Origin of the sequence: Anaerozeibacter quisquiliarum, from assembly GCF_051162045.1 — a bacterium.
Classification (GTDB): Bacteria; Bacillota; Clostridia; order Christensenellales; family Aristaeellaceae; genus Anaerozeibacter; species Anaerozeibacter quisquiliarum.
Map to the genome: position 1 here is coordinate 12183 of NZ_JBISDI010000007.1, position 13651 is coordinate 25833.

Below are 13651 nucleotides of genomic sequence, written 5' to 3' on the forward strand. Positions count from 1 at the left end.
TCCTCCCGGATGTTATAGCTCAATCGACGCGCCCGGCTCGGTGAGCGCGACGGCGCGCGTTCCCTCGGGCATCTTTTGTTCGGCGAAGCGCTCGGCGAAGCGCGGCTGATCCCAGAAGTGCATCGGGATGATCAGCTTGGGCCGGATGCGCTCGGCAAAGCGCAGCGCGCCCTCGTCCGCGTTTTCGCCCATGCGCGGGTCGACCGGGAAGAACGCCACGTCGACCGGCAGTCCCTCCATGGTCTTGAGAATCGCCTCAAATGCGCGCTCGGCCTTGCGCGTCCAGTCGGCATTGGCCTCGCCGCGCCAGTGCCACAGGTTGAAATCGCCCGCGTGCAACACCTTGAGGGCGTTTGACTCCACCCAGAAGCTGACGCCCTGATCGGTCGAGCCGAACGCGCGCACGATCGCGCCCTCGATCACCGTGCTGTCGCCCGGCCGCATCGCATACCCCGCGCCGTGCACGTCGTATCCCTCTGCCAGATGGCACAGCCCCTGCCGAGCCCAGCCCTGAACGATCGGGTGGTTGTGGTCGCTGTGCGCGTGGCTGATGAACGCGATCGCGCGGTCCAAAGGCTCCGGATCGTCAAGGCCCGTGCCCAGGTAGTCGAACACCAGCAACCGCTGGGCCGTGCGAACCGAGAAGCCGCTGTGCCCGTGGTAGGTAATGCGCGCCATCGTCCACACCTCCTCCATATTGGTATTATGCCCACGAGGCGAGCCGATGCAACTGCCGCCCTGTCAGGTTCGTCCAATCCATGCCACTTTACAACCGGGAGGGATTGCCATGACGCCCAAGGCGGTGATCTGGGATGAGCGCGCGATGGCGCGCGCGATCACGCGGATCGCACACGAGATCCTCGAGCGCAACCGCGGCGCGCAGGACCTGCTGCTGATCGGCATCCGCCGGCGCGGCGCGCCGCTGGCCGAGCGCATCGCGGAGGCGATCCACTCAATCGAGGGCGCGCGCGTGCCGGTCGGCGCGCTCGACGTCACGTTCTACCGCGACGACTTAAGCCTGAAGCAGCCCGACCCGTGCGTGCGCGGAGTCGAACTGCCCATCTCCCCCACCGGGCGCACCGCGGTGCTGGTCGACGACGTGATCTTCACCGGCCGCACCGCGCGCGCCGCGCTCGACGCGCTGATGGACCTAGGCCGACCGGACCGCGTGCAACTGGCCGTGCTCATCGACCGCGGCCACCGCGAACTGCCGATCCGCCCCGACTTCGTCGGCAAAAACCTGCCCACCGCGCGTTCTGAACGCGTCGCCGTGCGTTTGATTGAGCAGGACGGCGAGGATGGAGTGGTTTTGTTCGAGGGATAGGGTGGACCGCTCCTTCCCCGCGTGAGCGGTCATGGGTGAATGCCTCGCAATGCTTCTGAACGGCCCCTGCGGGGAACGGCGCCGCTTCGGCGCGCCGGGGCGGGCGACCGCATGCCGCCGCCTACTCCACCCCCGTCAAGTCAAACGCCGGGATATAGCGCTCATCCGAGCTCGACAGCTCCTGCACATACCCTTCCGCAAGCCCAATTGCCAGCATGTGGTCGACCACGCGGTCGTACTCGCGCCGGGTGATCGGGCGATTGATCTCGGGCATCTGCCCGGCCCTCGCGAACGGCACGTATTGGGCCATCAGGCTGACGTAGGCGCCGGGCAGGTTGGCGGCGATCCAGTCGAGCGCTTGCATCGATTGGCGCGCGCGGCCCGGCAGGATCAGGTGGCGCACGATCAGGCCGCCGCGAATGATGCCGTCCTCGTCCAAGACCGGGTCCCCCACCTGGCGGTGCATCTCGATCAGCGCCTTCGAGGCCCAGGAAAAGTAGTCGGGCGCGTTTGAATAGCGCCGCGCGCCGTCCTCGTCCACATACTTGAGGTCGGGCAGGTAGATCTGCACCTTGCCCTCGAAGCGCTTCAAGGTGTCGGCCTTTTCGTAGCCGCTGCTGTTCCACACCACCGGCGCGCCGAGCGGTTGCTCGAGTACACGCTCCAACACATGGGAATAATGGGTGGGGTTGACGAGGTTGACATTGTGCGCGCCCTCGGCGATCAACCGCTCGAGCGCAGACCGCAATTGTTCGCGGCTCTGTTCGCGCCCGAACCCGCCATGGCTGATCGGGGCGTTCTGGCAGTAGGCGCAGCCGAGCGCGCAGCCCGAGAAGAACGCCGCGCCCGAGCCGCGCGTACCGCTGACGCAGGGCTCCTCGTCAAAGTGCAGGGCGATGCGCGCGAGCCTCGGCTCCGGCCCCACGCCGCACGCGCCCATTTGCTCGCCGCGCAGCACGCCGCATTCGCGCGGGCATTGGCGGCAGATGAACGGTTTTGTCACTATCGCACCTGCCCCGATCCGTCGATCTCGTATTTGTAGGTGGTCAATTCGCTTAGCCCCATCGGGCCGCGCGCGTGCAGCTTCTGGTTGCTGATGCCGATCTCCGCGCCAAAGCCGAACTCGCCGCCGTCGGTGAAGCGGGTCGACGCGTTCCAGTAGACCGCCGCGGCGTCCACCATGCGCTGAAAGTACGCGGCGCGCGCGGCGTCGGCGGTGACGATCGCCTCGCTATGGCGGGTGCCGTGGCGGTTGATGTGATTGACCGCCTCCTCCACCCCGTCCACCACCTTGACCGAGTAGATCAGGTCGTTGTACTCGGTATCCCAGTCCGCATCGGTCGCGGGCACGGCCCAATCGCAAATTTCAGCGACCTCCGGGCAGCCGCGCACCTCGACGCCCGCCTCGCGCAGCGCCGCAAGGCAAGGCGGCAGGAAGCGGCCCGCGACCGCGCGGTCGACCAGCAGCGTCTCGGCGCTGTTGCACACCGACGGGCGGCTTACGCGCGCGCTGACGGCCAGTTCGACCGCCATGTCGAGCTCGCACGCGCCGTCCACATACACATGGCACACGCCGTCGCCGGTCTGGATCACCGGCACGGTCGCCTTCTCGATCACCGAGCGGATCAGCCCCTTGCCGCCGCGCGGGATCAGCACGTCGATATACTCGTTCAGCGTCATCAGCCGCTCGGCGGTCTCGCGCGAGGTGTCCTCGACCAGCTGCACCGAGCCTTCCGGCAGGCCCGCCTCGCGGGCCGCGTCCGCCAGCACGCGCGCAAGCGCCCGGTTGGATTCAAAGGCGTCGGAGCCGCCGCGCAGCACCACGCTGCTGCCCGCCTTGAGGCACAGCGCCGCCGCGTCCACGGTCACGTTGGGCCGCGACTCGTAGATGATCGCGATCACGCCCAACGCCACCCGGCGCTTGCGGATTTTGAGCCCGTTCGGGCGGGTCCATGCCTCGATCACCGCCCCGACCGGGTCGTCGAGCCGAGCCACCGCGCGCAGCCCGTCGGCCATTTGCCGGATGCGCGCCTCGCTGAGCGTCAGCCGCTCGATGAACGAGGACTTGAGCCCCTTCTCCCCCGCCGCGCGCACGTCGAGCGCGTTGGCCGCCAGGAGTTCCGCCGTCCTCTCGGCCAGCATCTCGGCCGCACGCAACAGCGCCAGGTTCTTCTGCTCGGTGGTCGCGCCGCACAGCGCGAGCGACGCCGCGCGCGCATGCTCCGCCAATTGAATCAAAGCGTCCATCTTGTGGCCCCCCTCTCTATGTCTGCTTATTATAGAAAATGCACTCCGCCCTGTCAATTGCCCTTGCGCAAATCACACGTTTGGGATACACTAAGAAGGAAATTTATCCAGGAGGCGCACGTATGAAACTGAACTTCCCGGTGGATAAGGCGGCGCGCCTGTCGGCCGCGCTCGACGCGTTCGAGGATGCCGAGCGCACCGGCGAGGGCGAGTATGTGGTGGATTTCTACGACTTCGAGCCGCCGCTGTCGATGGAGCTGGCGTTTGCGCAGGGCGGCGTCGAGGTGCTGGCGGCGCAGCGGCTCTCGTTCGACGAGGAGCTCGACGGCTACTACCTGAGCGGCCCGGAAAACGACGCGGCCCTGATCGCCCGCGCGCTTGAAACGCTTTTATGACCGACGGGGAGCTGCTCGCGCGGCTGATCGGCTATGGCATGCCAAAGGCCGACGCGCCCGCGCTCGCCGGGCGCATGCTGAGAAAGCACGGCTCGCTCGCGCCGGTGCTCGAATCGCTGCCGGCGGACCTGGTTCGCGCGCACGGGCTGAGCGAGTCCGCGGCGCGGCTGATTCACCTGATCCCGGAGCTTACGCGCTACGCGGCGCTCGAGCGGCTGCGCGCCACGGAGCATGTCGGCACGTTTCTTGAGGCGGGCGCCTACCTCGCGCAGCTCTACATCGGCCAATCCAACGAGTGCTTCTACCTGCTGAGCCTGGACGCGGCCGGCCGGCTGCTCGACTGCAGCCTGGTGCAGGAGGGCACGGTGGACGAAGCGCCGTTCTACCTGCGCCGGATCCTGGATCTCGCCACGCGCGCCGGCGCGTACGCGGTGGTGCTCAGCCACAACCACCCGAGCGGCACGCCCTATCCGTCGCGCGGCGACGTGGAATGCACGATGCTGGCGCTCGAGGCGCTGCTGCCGATCGACGTGCTGGTGCTCGACCATGTGCTGATCGCCGACGGTCAGCCGCAAAGCATGCGCCGCTCGGACGCCATGCCCGAGGTGCTCTTCACCCGGCAGCGGCCGGGCGATGCGCTGATCGATAACTGGTATGAGGAGGACAACAAATGAAGGCGCTGATCCTGGCCGCGGGCTATTCCACGCGGCTGTATCCCCTGACGCTCAATACGCCCAAGGCGCTGCTGCCGATCGGCGGCCAAGCGATGATCGACTACCTGGCCGAAGCGCTGCGCACGCTGTCCAGTCTGAGCGAGGTGGTGCTGGTGACCAACGCCCGGTTCTATCCCGATTTTGAGCGCTGGGCCGAGGGCGCGCGCGCGCGCTACGCCCCGCTCAAGTTCTCGGTGCTGAACGACGGCACCGCGAGCGACGGCGAGAAGCTGGGCGCGGTGGGCGACATGGCGTTCGCGCTTGAGCGCATGGGCATGGACGACGACGTGCTGGTGGCGGCGTCCGACAACTTCTTCACCTTCGATCTGTCTGACTTTGTGCGCGATTTCGAAAAGAGCGGCCTCGATACGCTGCTGGCCGCGCGCATCGACAGCGTGGAGGATCTTCGGCGCTTCGCGGTGGCTACGGTGGATGAGCAGCTGCGCGTGACCTCGCTCGTCGAAAAGCCGAAGGATCCCCCGAGCGACATCGCGATCTACGCGCTGTACCTGTACCGCAGGGACACCCTTCAGCTGATCGCCGAGTACCTGAAATCCGGCGGCTCGCCCGACGCGCCGGGCTACTTCCCCGAATGGCTGCACAAGCGAAAGCCGGTCAAGGTCTACCTGTTCGACGGCGAGTGCATCGACATCGGTACGCCCGAGGCCTACCGTGCGGTGTGCGAGCGGTTTGGAGGGGCCCATGGATAAGTGGGATCACCGGTTCATGGAGATGGCGCAGGTGATCGCCACCTGGGCCAGCTGCTACCAGGCGAGCCGCAAGATCGGCGCGGTCATCGTCAAGAACAAGCGCATCATGACCACCGGCTACAACGGCGCGCCGGCCGGCGTCAAGACCTGCGTGGAGCGCGGCGAGTGCCTGCGGCGCAGGCTCGGCATCCCCTCGGGTACGCGCCAGGAGCTGTGCTACGCGATCCACGCCGAGCAGAACGCCATCATACAGGCCGCGCGGCTGGGCGTGTCGATCGAGGGCGCGACGCTGTACTGCACGCACCAACCCTGCGTGATCTGCGCCAAGATGATCGTCAACGCCGGCATCGCGCGCGTCGTCTACCGCGAGGGCTACCCCGACGAATTCTCGCTGGAGATGCTGGCCGAGGGCGGGGTGGCGCTTGAAAAATATGGGGACGAAATGTAATTTCGCGACCCGCCCGCCGGCGAGTAACATCAAGAGCGAGGTGATGCCAGATGACGACGCATGAATTCCTCATGCCTGTTCTGACGGCTATCGGATTGTTTACCCACTTGTTCAATAAGCGTGATGCTGCCACAGAGTAAGCGAACTGCCGTGCGGCTCCCCGCCGCACGGCGTTCTGCTTTCATCCGAACATCGGCTCCATCGGGACGGGCGCGGGCGTCGCCTCGGGCTCGGCCCAGTCGAGCGTGGGCGTTATGCGGGCGATCGGGGAGGGCTTGCCGGCGAGCTCTACGCCCTCGGCCTTGAGCGTCTTTTCGAGCGGCAGCACGTAGTAGCCCGCGTCGCCGATAGCGTCCTCGAAGTCGATCGCCGCCAAGACGTCGCCGGCCGCGCCGCTGAGCTCGGCGATCAGCTTCGCCCCGCCGTCGCGCACGCGGTACAGCTGGTAGATCGCCCAGTCGTCCACGCAGGTGAAGCTCACGCGAACGCCGCCCTCCACGCGCGCGGCCTTGAGATCGAACACGCGGCTGGGCGCGCGCCATACGTCGCTGACCGCGCGCGGCACCTGCGGCTCCGGGAACAGCTCGGCGCTTATCTGCGAGCGGGGCGTAAGCTCGCTGACCAACATCGCCCGATGGCGCTCGCCGAGCGCGCGCTTGTCGATCAGCACCTCCACAAGCCCGCTCGGCACCGGGAACGGCCCGCCGTCCGCGCGCTTGCCCGCCGCTTCCAAAAAGGTCGCCAGCAGCCGCGCCGGCTGGGCCGAGCCGCTCACCTGGTCGCTCAGTTTGCGCTCGGCGCTCGGCTGGTCGAAGCCCATCCACACGCAGGCCGTGGCCTTGGGCGTATAGCCCACCGTCCACACGTCGCGGTTGCCGCCGCCCGCCATCCCCACGGTGCCGGTCTTGCCGGCGACCGGGAATTTAAGCTTGTTCAGCGCCCGCGCGGTGCCGCTTTCGGCGGTGGTTATCAGCATGTCGGTGATCAGCCGCGCGCTGACGGGCGACATCACCTGCTTTTCGGGCTGGTAGAACGAATACACCTCGACCCCCGCCGCGTCCTCGACCCGGCGGATCAGATGGGGCGTTACCGCGCGCCCACCGTTGGCCAGCGGCGCGTAGGCCGCGCTCAGCTGAAGCGGCGACACGCCCTGGGTGAGTGCACCCAGCCCCATCGACAGGTTGTTATCCGCGGGATCGAGCCTAATCCCCGCCGCTTCGGCGTACTCGCGCGCCGCCTGCACGCTGGTCTTTGACAGCAGGTCGATCGTGGCGACGTTGAGCGAGCGCGACAGCGCCTCCCTGAGCGTGACCTCGCCGTAGTAGCGGCCGTTTACGTTGCCCGGCGTGTAGCCGCCGCCGAAGTCGCGCTGCGTGTCGTCCACAAAGCTCACGGGCAGATAGCCGAACCGATCGATCGCCTCGGCGTAGACCGATATGGGCTTGAACGCCGAGCCCGGCTGGCGCAGTATGCCGCCGGCCCGGTTGAGCCCGCGCTCCACCGCGTAGTCGCGCCCGCCGATCAAGGCCATGACCTCGCCGTCCTCGGCCCCGGCGCACACCAGCGCCGCCTGTACCGGCACGCCGCCCGCTTCGGGCGGAAACAGCGTGGGGTCGCTGAACAGCGCCTCGGCGTCGCGCTGCATCTGCGCGTCGAGCGCGGTGTAGATTTTATAACCGCCGCCCAGCAGCTGCTCCCGGTCGATGCCGAGGATTTTCACCGCTTCATCCGCCGCCTGCTCCGCGTACCAGGCGAATTGTGCGTCCTGCTTGCGCTCCATGATCTCGGGCACGTCGGCCCCGGCGGCGTCGGCCTGTTCCCGCGTCACATAGCCCTGTTCGACCATCTCGCTCAGCACCAGCTTTCGCCGCCGGATCGCGTTTTCAAAGTGCAGGTGGGGCGCGTAGTTGCTGGGCGACTTGATGACCGCAGCCAGCAGCGCGCCCTGTGACAAGGTGAGCCTGCGCGCCGGTACGCCGAAGTAGGTCTCGGCCGCCGCCTCAATCCCGTACGCGCCCGCGCCGAAGTACACGGTGTTGAGGTAGGCTTCCAAAATCTGCGGCTTATCCATAATCATCTCGAGCCGGATCGCCAGCAGCGCCTCGCGCGCCTTGCGCATGAGCGTCTTGTCGCTGGTCAGATGGGTCAGCTTAATCAGTTGCTGGGTGATCGTGCTCGCACCCTGGCCGTAGTCTCGGGTCTTGACGTTCGACCACAGCGCGCCGCCGATGCGGTAGAGGTCCACCCCGAAATGACGGTAGAAGCGCGCGTCCTCGGCCGCCACAAACGCGTACTGCACATCCTCGGGAATCTCGCCGAGCGCGATCACCTTGCGATTGACGCTGCCCGACAGCTGCGCCGCTTCCTTGCCCTCGTTGTCGAGCAGCACCGTGCTCTGCGATAGCGTGTTGAGTTTCCCCAAATCGAGCATCGAAAACGTCTCCAGCGCGAACGCCATCGCCCAGATCAGCGCCACCGCGAACAGCGCTGCGATTATCCACCATATCCATCGCCTGCGCAAAATCTCACCTTCTCACAAAGGTCAGTATGCCCGGCAAGTGCGGTTTTCTTGCCGGAACCTCTGTGCCGGCCTCATCGCTGCTTGATATCTCAAGGACCGCCGCGTATAATCGTACCAAGGCAGGTGGTTCGGATTGCAAAGGATGCTCAAGTCGCAACAGACGTGAAATCAAGCGATGCGTATCATGTGAAAGACGGGGATTTGCTTGGGGGGATAAGGGGCGAATATGAAGAACAAACAGACACCCTCGGACTGCGGACCTTTCTACCACGGCACAAAGGCCGTCCTGAAGCCGGGAGACTTGCTGGAACCCGGCTATCGTTCCAACTATGGCGGGAGAAAAAAGGCCAACTACATCTACCTGACCGCGACATTGGATGCGGCTACGTGGGGAGCGGAACTGGCAGTGGGCGACGCGCCCGGCCGAATCTATTGCGTTGAACCCACGGGCCCTTTTGAGGATGATCCAAATCTGACTGACAAGAAGTTTTCGGGCAACCCGACGCGGTCCTACCGTACCCAACACCCACTGCGGGTCGTAGGCGAGGTTTTGGACTGGAAGGGCCATTCTCCGGAGGTGCTCCAGAAAATGAGGGATCACTTGGACGAGCTTAAACACCTCGGCATCGAGGCGATCAACGATTGACCGCGCGGCGGTTGCCCAATTCCAATTTGCCTTGACCGCAAGCGCCATCCGGCAGGATGGCGTTTCTCATGCCCATCCCCGCCTTTCCTGCCAGAACTTACGCGTGGACGCGCGGTGACGGTATATATTATAATTAGTAAGGAGTTTGTGTTTCGGAGGCGGTATGATGAGGCGGATCGACGCGGTGCTGTCGGTGGCGGCGGCCTGCTGCGTGGCGGCGGCGCTGGCGCTGACGGCGGCGGGCGGCCTTGCGCCGGACGCGGCGGGCATCTGCGCGCGCGCGTTATTGGGCGTAGCGCTCGTGTGCGCGGCGCTGTTCTTCATGGGCGGCGGGCGCGCGCGCGCGGTGGAAAAGCTACCTGGGCGCTTTGACGGCGCGCCGGACGAGGCCGAGACGCCCGACATCCGCTTTTCCGACGTGGCCGCCAACGACGAGGCGCGGCACAGCCTGCTCGAGCTGACCGATTACCTGAAAAATCCGGAAAAATACGAGCGCATGGGCGCGCGGATGCCGCGCGGCGTGCTGCTGTACGGCCCGCCGGGCACCGGCAAGACGCTGCTGGCGCGCGCGCTGGCCGGCGAGGCGGGCGTGCCTTTCTTTGCGCTCACGGGCTCGGACTTCGTGCAGATGTATGTGGGCGTGGGCGCGAGCCGGGTGCGCGCGCTGTTTGACAGGGCGCGCAAGGCCGGCAAGTGCGTGATCTTCATCGACGAAATCGACGCGATGGGTAAGGTGCGCGACGACCACGCGTCCGACGAGCGCGAGCAGACGCTGAATGCGCTGCTGTCCGAGATGTCGGGCTTCCGTCCCTGCGCGGGTACGCTGGTGCTGGCGGCCACCAATCGGCTGGACACGCTCGACCCGGCGCTGACCCGGCCCGGCCGGTTCGACCGCCAGATCGAGGTGGGGCTGCCCGGGCGCGAGGAGCGGTTGAGCATCCTCAAGCTGCACGCGCAGAACAAGCCGATCGAAGGCGACATCGACCTGACCGCGCTGGCGGCGCAGACCGTGTCGTTCAGCGGCGCGTCGCTCGAGTCGCTGATTAACGAGGCGGCGATCCGGGCGGTCGGGCGCGGCGCGGAGGCGATCGGACAGCAGGACATCGACGCGGCCTACCTGGTCGCGGTGGCGGGCGCGGACAAGAAGCCGGTGGCCAGCCGCGCGGAACTTTCCGTGATCGCGCTGCATGAAGCCGGGCACGCGCTGGCTACGCGGCTGCTGCTGCCGAACGACCGGGTCACGCGCGTGTCCATCCTGCCCACCGCCAGGGGCGCGGCGGGCTACAGCCTGTCGATCCCGCAGGAGGTGCAGCTGACCGACCGCGACCGGCTGTCGCGCCAGCTGTGCGTGCTGCTGGCCGGGCGCGCGGCCGAGCTGCTGGTGGGCGGCGAGGACGCGCTGACCAGCGGCGCGATGAACGATTTGCAGCGCGCGAGCGACCTGGCCGCCGTGATGGTGATGGACCTCGGCATGGCGGCCGAGCCCTGTGTCTCGCTCAGGCAGCTGCAAAAGTCGATCGGCGGCCAGGCCGGCGAGGGCATGCAACTCGCGCGCGAGCTGCTGGGCGCGCAGTACAAGCGCGTGACCGAGCTGCTGGCGGAAAACCTGGATCCTCTCATGCGCATTACCGAGGCGCTGATCGAGCGCGAAGCGATTGATGGCGCGGCGCTCGACGCATTGATCTAAATAACGAGCAAAAAGGACAACCCCCGTCGAACGGTTATAACCGTTCGACGGGGGTTGTCCTTTTTCATGGAAGGATTCGCGCGCGGACAGGTTGAAATCACTTCTTGTTTTTGGGGAAAAAGACCGGCCAGGAAAAGTCAAGTGGTTATTCCGGGGGATTAGGAGGAAATGCAATGGTGGCGCATGAAAAAAAGCGCGGCGAGGTGGTGGTACGCCTGAGCGGCGAGCTGGACCACGCGCTGGCCGAGCGCATACGTCCGGAGCTGGACGAGCTGATCGGCGACGCGCGGGTCAAGCGGCTGGTGTTTGACCTCAGGGGCCTGAGCTTCATGGACAGCTCGGGCATCGGCATGATTCTGGGCCGCTACCGCACGATGGTGCGGCGCGGCGGCACGGTGGCGGTCAAGTGCGACAAGGGCCACATCGACCGGATCTTCGAGATGGCGGGGCTGTATCAATTGATTCAGAAACTGGCATAGAGGAGAAAGTGAAATGACCATCATCAATGAAATGCGGATCGATTTTCTGGCCTGCCCCGACAACGAGGCGTTCGCGCGCATGGTAATCAGCGCGTTTTTGTTGCCGCTCAACCCGACGCTCGAGCAGTTGGGCGACGTCAAGACCTCTGTGTCGGAGGCGGTGACCAACGCCATCGTGCACGGCTACAGGCGGCTGGGCGGCACGGTGCGCATGCGGGCCACGATCGCGGCGGACGGCACGGTGACCGTGGACGTAATCGACAACGGCTGCGGCATCGCCGACGTCGCGCAGGCGCGCAAGCCCTTCTTTACCTCCGACGCCGCGGGCGACCGCAGCGGTATGGGCTTCACCGTGATGGAGAGCTTCATGGACGAGGTGACGGTGTGCTCGGAACTGGGCAAGGGCACGACGGTCCGCATGACAAAGCGCATCGGCGCGACCGAGGAGCCGGTCGCGCGCATGGCTTGAGCGAGGCGCTCAACCAATGCAAGGCGTTGATCGAGCGCGCGCAGCGCGGCGACGCGGAAGCCATGAAGGAAATGGTAGAAGACAACCTGGCGCTGGTCAAGTACGTGGTCAAGCGCTTTCAGGGCGCGGGGCGCGACTGGGACGACCTGTACCAGCTGGGTTGCATGGGGTTGGTCAAGGCGATCAAGAACTTCAACGTGTCCTTTGACGTGAAGTTTTCGACCTATGCGGTGCCGGTCATCCTGGGCGAGGTGCGCCGCTTTCTGCGCGACGACGGCCCGATGCGGGTGTCGCGCTCGATCAAGGAGAACGCGCGCAAGATCGCCGCCTATTTGCAGGACTGCGAAGCCGAGGGCACAATGCCCACGATCGCCCAGATCGCGGAGCGGGTAGGGCTCGACCGCGAAGAAACCGTGCTGGCGCTCGACTCGCTGCACCCGGCGCGCTCGCTGTCGGAGCCGGTGGGCGGCGAAGGCAGCCTGACGCTGGGCGATACGCTGGGCGCGGATCCGTTCGAGGCGGTCGACCGGCGCATCGAGCTACAGCAACTGATGGCCGGGCTCGACGAGCAGGAGCGCGCGCTGCTGATTCGCCGCTATTTCGACCGTTGGACGCAGGGCCAAATCGCCGAAGCGCTGGGCATGACCCAGGTGCAGGTATCGAGGATGGAGAGCAAGCTATTAAAACGCCTGCGAGAAATCGCGCAGGCGGTGTGAGGTCAATTGGGTGATTTGCTTGCGAAGCCCTCCATAAGCCGCGCGGCCTTTCAGTTTTTCGGATACTGCGGAAGGCGAAGTATCCCTGTGAAGTCATGCACCCGGGAAAGGCTCCGTCGGTCCACGAGCCAGTTGCCGGGGTCATCCATGAACACGGGCTGTTTGTCTGCGCGATCCATGGGTTGCCGATTCGGACATACGGCGGCGACTCACTACGCCATGTCAAGACCGACAAGGCCGATGCGAAGAAAATCGCTCGCTGCGCCCCGACACAGGGTACTTTCATTCGATCGGATGTAACCGCAATCCTATGCCGCGCGCCGCGTGGGCACATGCGCCGTACATGCCGGCTTTCGAGCCCAACGTCGAAATCTCGACGGGGCAATGCTGCCGTTTGTCTATGACCAGGCGCCCGGTTTGTTCATAGACGGGATCGCACAACAGCTCCTTGCCTGCGTTGGAAATGCCACCGCCCAAAAGCACCTTATCGGGATTGAACAGCATCATAATGTTGGAAATCCCGATGGAAAGATAGTGGATGTAGCGCTCCCAAATCTCCCTGCTCAGTCGATCATTCGCACGAAAACCCTTCGTTACCATGGCGTTGTCAAAAACGCCTCCGTTTTCCGCCAGGTATTCATGAAGGACGGTTTGCTTCTCAGCGCTCATGCGTCCAAGCGCATATCTCTTTAACGCGGTACCGGAGCAATAGGCCTCAAAATGGCCTTTCCTCCCACACAAACATTCTTCTCCATCATCGGAGACGATAATCATATGCCCAAACTCGGCGCCCAGGTTCTCTGCACCCCGGAAAGCCTCATCATTCAGGACGACGCCACCGCCGACGCCGGTGCCCAGCGTGAGCATGACGATGTTGCGAGAACGCTCGGGGTTGCCAAAATAATATTCACCCAACACGCCCATGCTCGCGTCATTGTCGATGAAGCAAGGCGCGCGATAATGATCCGCTATCTTTCTGCACGGATTGAACCCATTCCACATCAGTTTAGCTAGATACACGGTTCTCTGGGCCTTAATGTCTACCGTGCCCGGCAGCCCCATCCCAATGGACAGCACCTTCCTCCCGGCGCTCCCGGTACCGGAGAGCATCTCGTCAAGTCTTTGAATGATCTTGTCGGAAACGGCCTCATACCCGGATTCGCTGCAGGTTTCCATAGATGCGGACGAGACGAATTCAAATTTGGAATCCACAGCCATCATTTTGATGTTCGTTCCGCCAACATCAATGCCGATGATATATTCGCCCATCAGAGATTCCTCGTTCATCGTTTTGTC

Annotated in this window: 15 protein-coding genes; 10 read left to right on the top strand and 5 right to left on the bottom strand. The window is 65.1% G+C overall.

Annotated features, from left to right (window positions below):
* Positions 1 to 12: 12 nt before the first annotated feature.
* Positions 13 to 678: an MBL fold metallo-hydrolase gene (locus ACH6CV_RS04230; protein ID WP_456356919.1), complete on the bottom strand. Its 666-nt coding sequence runs from the start codon at positions 676 to 678 to the stop codon at positions 13 to 15.
* Positions 679 to 787: 109 nt separating this feature from the next.
* On the opposite strand from ACH6CV_RS04230, the gene pyrR reads away from it, so the two are divergent.
* Positions 788 to 1324, top strand: coding sequence for a bifunctional pyr operon transcriptional regulator/uracil phosphoribosyltransferase PyrR (gene pyrR, locus ACH6CV_RS04235; RefSeq protein ID WP_456356920.1), 537 nt, complete (start codon positions 788 to 790; stop codon positions 1322 to 1324).
* Positions 1325 to 1445: 121 nt separating this feature from the next.
* On the opposite strand, the gene ACH6CV_RS04240 is transcribed toward pyrR, so the two are convergent.
* Both ACH6CV_RS04240 and ACH6CV_RS04245 read right to left on the bottom strand, forming a co-directional pair.
* Positions 1446 to 2327 carry a radical SAM protein gene (locus ACH6CV_RS04240; RefSeq protein WP_456356921.1) on the bottom strand — a complete coding sequence of 294 codons (882 nt, stop codon included), beginning with the start codon at positions 2325 to 2327 and terminating at the stop codon, positions 1446 to 1448.
* Positions 2327 to 3571 (bottom strand): glutamate-5-semialdehyde dehydrogenase, encoded by a 1245-nt coding sequence (locus tag ACH6CV_RS04245; RefSeq protein WP_456356922.1) that lies wholly within the window; start codon positions 3569 to 3571, stop codon positions 2327 to 2329. Before ACH6CV_RS04245 ends, ACH6CV_RS04240 begins: the two co-directional genes overlap by 1 nt.
* 122 nt (positions 3572 to 3693) lie before the next feature.
* Here ACH6CV_RS04245 and ACH6CV_RS04250 point away from each other — a divergent pair, with 122 nt between their 5' ends.
* From ACH6CV_RS04250 to ACH6CV_RS04265, 4 genes are read left to right on the top strand one after another with little or no spacing between them, the layout of a single operon-like run.
* Positions 3694 to 3966, top strand: coding sequence for a hypothetical protein (locus ACH6CV_RS04250; RefSeq protein WP_456356923.1), 273 nt, complete (start codon positions 3694 to 3696; stop codon positions 3964 to 3966).
* Positions 3963 to 4640 (top strand): JAB domain-containing protein, encoded by a 678-nt coding sequence (locus tag ACH6CV_RS04255; RefSeq protein WP_456356924.1) that lies wholly within the window; start codon positions 3963 to 3965, stop codon positions 4638 to 4640. Before ACH6CV_RS04250 ends, ACH6CV_RS04255 begins: the two co-directional genes overlap by 4 nt.
* Positions 4637 to 5389: a nucleotidyltransferase family protein gene (locus ACH6CV_RS04260; RefSeq protein ID WP_456356925.1), complete on the top strand. Its 753-nt coding sequence runs from the start codon at positions 4637 to 4639 to the stop codon at positions 5387 to 5389. Before ACH6CV_RS04255 ends, ACH6CV_RS04260 begins: the two co-directional genes overlap by 4 nt.
* Positions 5382 to 5837, top strand: a complete 456-nt coding sequence (locus ACH6CV_RS04265) for a deoxycytidylate deaminase (RefSeq protein ID WP_456356926.1) — start codon at positions 5382 to 5384, stop codon at positions 5835 to 5837. The genes ACH6CV_RS04260 and ACH6CV_RS04265 overlap by 8 nt, the downstream gene beginning before the upstream one ends.
* Positions 5838 to 6018: 181 nt before the next feature.
* Here the strand turns inward: ACH6CV_RS04265 and ACH6CV_RS04270 are convergent, their stop codons facing one another.
* Positions 6019 to 8358, bottom strand: a complete 2340-nt coding sequence (locus ACH6CV_RS04270) for a transglycosylase domain-containing protein (RefSeq protein WP_456356927.1) — start codon at positions 8356 to 8358, stop codon at positions 6019 to 6021.
* Positions 8359 to 8584: 226 nt separating this feature from the next.
* Here ACH6CV_RS04270 and arr point away from each other — a divergent pair, with 226 nt between their 5' ends.
* The 5 genes from arr (at position 8585) to ACH6CV_RS04295 (ending at position 12355) form a co-directional block, all read left to right on the top strand.
* Positions 8585 to 9004, top strand: coding sequence for an NAD(+)--rifampin ADP-ribosyltransferase (arr, locus tag ACH6CV_RS04275; protein WP_456356928.1), 420 nt, complete (start codon positions 8585 to 8587; stop codon positions 9002 to 9004).
* A 166-nt stretch (positions 9005 to 9170) separates the two neighbouring features.
* A complete protein-coding gene (locus tag ACH6CV_RS04280) occupies positions 9171 to 10691 on the top strand; it encodes an ATP-dependent metallopeptidase FtsH/Yme1/Tma family protein (protein ID WP_456356929.1) in 1521 nt (506 codons plus the stop codon).
* A gap of 173 nt (positions 10692 to 10864) precedes the next feature.
* Positions 10865 to 11170 (top strand): STAS domain-containing protein, encoded by a 306-nt coding sequence (locus tag ACH6CV_RS04285; RefSeq protein ID WP_456356930.1) that lies wholly within the window; start codon positions 10865 to 10867, stop codon positions 11168 to 11170.
* 13 nt (positions 11171 to 11183) lie between these two features.
* A complete protein-coding gene (gene spoIIAB / locus ACH6CV_RS04290; RefSeq protein ID WP_456356931.1) occupies positions 11184 to 11639 on the top strand; it encodes an anti-sigma F factor in 456 nt (151 codons plus the stop codon).
* Complete coding sequence (locus tag ACH6CV_RS04295) at positions 11636 to 12355, top strand: sigma-70 family RNA polymerase sigma factor (RefSeq protein WP_456356932.1); 720 nt, start codon at positions 11636 to 11638, stop codon at positions 12353 to 12355. The genes spoIIAB and ACH6CV_RS04295 overlap by 4 nt, the downstream gene beginning before the upstream one ends.
* 282 nt (positions 12356 to 12637) lie before the next feature.
* Here ACH6CV_RS04295 and ACH6CV_RS04300 read toward each other — a convergent pair whose 3' ends face one another.
* A complete protein-coding gene (locus ACH6CV_RS04300; protein ID WP_456356933.1) occupies positions 12638 to 13624 on the bottom strand; it encodes an ROK family protein in 987 nt (328 codons plus the stop codon).
* Positions 13625 to 13651: the final 27 nt, after the last annotated feature.

What these genes read in the sequence shown, in the direction of transcription:
- arr (WP_456356928.1), top strand. Translation starts at nt 8,585, where the DNA reads ATGAAGAACAAACAGACACCCTCGGACTGCGGACCTTTCTACCACGGC.
- ACH6CV_RS04265 (WP_456356926.1), top strand. Translation starts at nt 5,382, where the DNA reads ATGGATAAGTGGGATCACCGGTTCATGGAGATGGCGCAGGTGATCGCC.
- ACH6CV_RS04255 (WP_456356924.1), top strand. Translation starts at nt 3,963, where the DNA reads ATGACCGACGGGGAGCTGCTCGCGCGGCTGATCGGCTATGGCATGCCA.
- pyrR (WP_456356920.1), top strand. Translation starts at nt 788, where the DNA reads ATGACGCCCAAGGCGGTGATCTGGGATGAGCGCGCGATGGCGCGCGCG.
- ACH6CV_RS04230 (WP_456356919.1), bottom strand. Translation starts at nt 678, where the DNA reads ATGGCGCGCATTACCTACCACGGGCACAGCGGCTTCTCGGTTCGCACG.
- ACH6CV_RS04280 (WP_456356929.1), top strand. Translation starts at nt 9,171, where the DNA reads ATGAGGCGGATCGACGCGGTGCTGTCGGTGGCGGCGGCCTGCTGCGTG.
- ACH6CV_RS04260 (WP_456356925.1), top strand. Translation starts at nt 4,637, where the DNA reads ATGAAGGCGCTGATCCTGGCCGCGGGCTATTCCACGCGGCTGTATCCC.
- ACH6CV_RS04250 (WP_456356923.1), top strand. Translation starts at nt 3,694, where the DNA reads ATGAAACTGAACTTCCCGGTGGATAAGGCGGCGCGCCTGTCGGCCGCG.
- ACH6CV_RS04300 (WP_456356933.1), bottom strand. Translation starts at nt 13,624, where the DNA reads ATGGGCGAATATATCATCGGCATTGATGTTGGCGGAACGAACATCAAA.
- ACH6CV_RS04285 (WP_456356930.1), top strand. Translation starts at nt 10,865, where the DNA reads ATGGTGGCGCATGAAAAAAAGCGCGGCGAGGTGGTGGTACGCCTGAGC.
- spoIIAB (WP_456356931.1), top strand. Translation starts at nt 11,184, where the DNA reads ATGACCATCATCAATGAAATGCGGATCGATTTTCTGGCCTGCCCCGAC.
- ACH6CV_RS04245 (WP_456356922.1), bottom strand. Translation starts at nt 3,571, where the DNA reads ATGGACGCTTTGATTCAATTGGCGGAGCATGCGCGCGCGGCGTCGCTC.